Here is a 3,743-nt window from a genome sequence, read left to right as displayed (position 1 = left end):
CGAAGAGGAAGGCCGCGCAGCAGACGATCGTGGGCCCCGCAGGCGTGTCGAAGGTCCAGGCCGCCGCCATGCCGCCGAGCGCCGAGGCCGCGCCGAGGCCCGCGCCGATCACCGCCATGGCCTCGGGCGTGCGGGCGAAGGGGCGGGCGGCGGCGGCCGGGATCACGAGGAGCGCGGCGATCAGCAGGACGCCCACGACCTTGATCGCCACCGCCACCACGACGGCGAGCGCCAGCGTCAGCACGTATTGCTCCCGCCGCGGGTCGATGCCCGCCGCCCAGGCCAGTTCCGGCGACAATGTCGCGGTCAGGAGCGCCGACCACCGCAGCCACAACAGCCCCATCACCAGCACGGCGCCGCCCCAGATCACCAGGAGGTCGGTGCGCCCGACCGCGAGGATGTCGCCGAAGAGATAGGCGGAGAGGTCCACGCGCACCCCGGGCAGGAGGCTGACCGCCACGAGGCCCACGGCGAGCGCGGAATGCGCGAGGACGCCGAGGATCGTGTCGACGGCGTAGCCCCGCCCGCTCAGCGCCGAAACCGATGTCGCCATGAGGAGCGCCATCACCAGCGCCCCCGCGAAGAGCGAGATGCCGAAGCCGAGCGACAGCGCGACGCCCATGATGGCGGCATGGGCCGTGGCGTCGCCGAAATAGGCCATCCGCCGCCAGACCACGAAGGCGCCGAGGGGGGCGGCCGCGATGGCGACGCCCACGCCCGCGAGCGAGGCGCGCACGAGGAAGTCGCCCAGAAGCGCGTCGAGAAGCCCGCTCACGTCCCCGTCCCCTGTTCCAGCGCGGGCGCCGCGCCGTGGTGATCATGATCGTGCGCATGCGTATGCTCGTGCCGGTAGAGCGCGAGCGCCCCGCCGGTGCCCGTCCCGAAGAGCGCGCGGTACTCCGGCGCGGAGGCAACGTGTTCGGGATGCCCCTCGCAGCAGACATGGCCGTTGAGGCAGACGACGCGGTCGGAGGCGGCCATGACGACGTGCAACTCGTGGCTGACCATGACGACGGCGCAGCCCATCTCGGCCCGCACCGCCTCGATCTGGCGATAGAACGCGGCCGATCCCGGCTGGTCGAGGCCCTGCGTCGGCTCGTCGAGGATGAGGAGGTCCGGCTGGCACAGGAGCGCGCGCGCCAGAAGCACCCGCTGGAGCTGTCCGCCCGAGAGGTCGGCCATCTGCCGCCCGCCCACCGCGCTTACCCCCGAGGCGGCGAGCGCGCGCGTCGCCTCCCGCCCGGAGACGCGGGTGGGCAGGTCGAGGAAGCGGCGCACCGTCATCGGCAGGGTCGCGTCGATGTGGAGGCGCTGCGGCACGTAGCCGATGCGCAGGTCTGACGCGCGCGCGATCCGGCCCGCGGCGGGCTTCACGGCGCCGATCAGCGCCCGCAGGAGCGTCGACTTGCCCGAGCCGTTCGGCCCGACGATCGTGACGATCTCGCCCGGGTCGACGCGGAAGTCGACGCCGCTCAGGACGGGGGAGGCGCCGTAGCGCACCGCGAGGCCCGTGGCCTCGATGAGGCGGGTCATGTGGGGGCGCCTTCGCTCTTCACGCAGTTGGGGCAGAGGCCCATGGCCTCGACGACGGTGCGCTCCACGCGGAAGCCGGCGGCGGCGGCGGTGCGGGCCAGCCCCTCGCGCGCGGGGCCCGAGGGCGCCTCGGCCACCGCGTCGCATTCCCGGCAGATCAGGAAGGCGGGCGTGTGCCCCTCGTCGGGGTGGTGACAGGCGGTGAAGGCGTTGAGGAGCTCGATCCGGTGCGCGAAGCCGTGCGCGATGAGGAAGTCGAGCGCGCGGTAGGCGACCGGCGGCTGCGCGCCCATGCCTTCCTCGCGCAGGATCTCGAGGATGTCGTAGGCGCCCATCGCGCGGTGCTTCTCCAGCAGGATCTCGAGGACGCGGCGGCGCACGGGCGTGAACTGGAGGCCCTCGGCCGCACAGCGCGCGGCCGCCGCCTCGATGGTCGAGGCGATGCAATGCGCGTGGTCGTGGCGGGCGAAACCGATGGTCTGCATGGGGGTCCTGCCGGGTCCCGGATGGGCTCTTGATATGTTATCGCATCACGCGTATCAACCCGGCGAAGTTATAACATCACACTCATCGTCGGGAGGTTTCGCATGCGTCGTCTTGCAGGGGTTTCGGGTATCGCGCTGATGGCCGCCGCGGGGGGTGCGCTGGCCGAGGTTCCGAGCGTTGCGGTGGACATCGCGCCCGTCCACTCGCTCGTCGCGCGGGTGATGGAGGGCGTGGGCGAGCCCGCGCTGGTGCTGCCGCCCGTCGCCTCGCCGCACAGCCACGCGCTCCGCCCCTCCGAGGCGGCGGCGCTGGAGGGGGCGGACCTCGTGGTCTGGATCGGGCCGGAACTGACCCCCTGGCTCGAGGACGCGATCGACCGCCTCGCGGGCGACGCGCAGCGCCTGACGCTCCTCTGGTCGGCCGAAGCGATCCGCCTCGAGACGCGCACCGGCGCGACCTTCGCCGAGCATGACCACGGGCATGACGATCACGGGCACGACGATCACGGGCACGACGACCATGGGCACGACGACCACGGCCACGACCATGGGCACGACGGCCACGGGCACGATCATGGGCACGACGACCATGGGCATGACGACCACGGGCACGATCACGCGCATGACGAGCACGGCCATGACGAGCACGGCCATGACGAGCACGGCCATGACGACCACGACCACGACCATGACGATCATGCGCACGACCATGCGCATGACGACCACGGCCACGACGATCACGGCCACGACGACCACGGCCACGACGATCACGGCCACGACGACCACGAGCACGCCCATTCCGGCACCGACCCCCACGCCTGGCTCTCGCCCTCCAACGCGCATACCTGGCTCGGCGAGATCGCCGAGACGCTGGCCGCGCTCGATCCCGGGAACGCTGCGGCCTACCGCGCCAACGCCGCCGCCGCGCGGGCCGAGATCGACGCGCTGACGGCCGAGATCGACGCGCGGATGGAGCCGCTGCGGGGCCGGCCCTTCATCGTCTTCCACGACGCCTACCAGTACTTCGAGCAGGATTTCGGGCTGCAGGCGGCGGGCTCCATCTCGCTCTCGGACGCCTCCGAGCCGAGCCCCGCGCGCGTGGCCGAGATCCGCGACCTCGTGGCCGGGCTCGGCGCCGCCTGCGTCTTCGCCGAGCCGCAGTTCAACCGCGGTCTCGTCGACGCGGTCTTCGAGGGAAGCGCGGCCAATGTCGGAGTGATCGACCCGGTGGGCGCGACGCTCACCCCCGGCCCGGACTTCTACGGCGCGCTGATCCGGGGCATGGCCGAGAGTTTCGAGGCCTGCTTCTGAGACGCATCGGCCGGGCTCAGGCCCGGCCGATCGCCTCGAGCCGTCCCAGCACGTCGACGCCCTGGCTTTTCAGGAAGTGAAGGATGTCGATGAAGATCCAGTTCTCGGCGAGCTTGTCGCCCTCGCGGCGGTAGATGTCGACGACGCGGAACTCGGCGCGCGCCTCGGCGCCGGGCAGGCCCATGAAGCCGCCCTTGTGGCGCGCGGTGAAGTTCGGCCAGCCGAAGAAGCCGCCGTAATGCCCCTCGGCCAGCCGCGCGATGTGACCCGTGCCCGTGCGGTCGGCGAAGGCCGCGCGGAAGGGGCCGGAGTGCTGCCTGGCGTAGCGCGGGATCGTGTAGGTCGCGCCGACGCCCTCGGGGCCCCACCACAGCATGTCCTCGGCCCAGGTGCGGCGCAGCTCCTCCTCGAGGG

5 protein-coding genes are annotated in these 3,743 nt (G+C 72.2%); 1 reads left to right on the top strand and 4 read right to left on the bottom strand.

The features are described 5' to 3' along the window. From ACTS11_RS20320 to ACTS11_RS20310, 3 genes are all read right to left on the bottom strand, one after another. On the bottom strand, positions 1–775 hold a 775-nt coding region (locus tag ACTS11_RS20320), incomplete at its 3' end, for a metal ABC transporter permease (protein WP_442642100.1). Further along, a complete protein-coding gene (locus ACTS11_RS20315; protein ID WP_442642099.1) occupies positions 772–1,533 on the bottom strand; it encodes a metal ABC transporter ATP-binding protein in 762 nt (253 codons plus the stop codon). The genes ACTS11_RS20320 and ACTS11_RS20315, both read right to left, overlap by 4 nt. Then, positions 1,530–2,018 carry a transcriptional repressor gene (locus ACTS11_RS20310; RefSeq protein WP_442642098.1) on the bottom strand — a complete coding sequence of 163 codons (489 nt, stop codon included), beginning with the start codon at positions 2,016–2,018 and terminating at the stop codon, positions 1,530–1,532. The genes ACTS11_RS20315 and ACTS11_RS20310 overlap by 4 nt, the downstream gene beginning before the upstream one ends. Before the next feature lie 102 nt (positions 2,019–2,120). Between ACTS11_RS20310 and ACTS11_RS20305 the strand changes: the two genes are divergently transcribed. Then, positions 2,121–3,329, top strand: coding sequence for a zinc ABC transporter substrate-binding protein (locus ACTS11_RS20305; RefSeq protein ID WP_442642097.1), 1,209 nt, complete (start codon positions 2,121–2,123; stop codon positions 3,327–3,329). A gap of 16 nt (positions 3,330–3,345) precedes the next feature. Here the strand turns inward: ACTS11_RS20305 and ACTS11_RS20300 are convergent. Next, on the bottom strand, positions 3,346–3,743 hold a 398-nt coding region (locus ACTS11_RS20300; protein ID WP_442642096.1), incomplete at its 5' end, for an ester cyclase.

Origin of the sequence: Roseicyclus sp., from assembly GCF_052168335.1 — a bacterium.
Lineage (GTDB): Bacteria > Pseudomonadota > Alphaproteobacteria > Rhodobacterales > Rhodobacteraceae > Roseibacterium.
The sequence above is the reverse complement of the archived record's forward strand: the minus strand, read 5'-3'. Positions and strand labels throughout refer to the sequence as shown.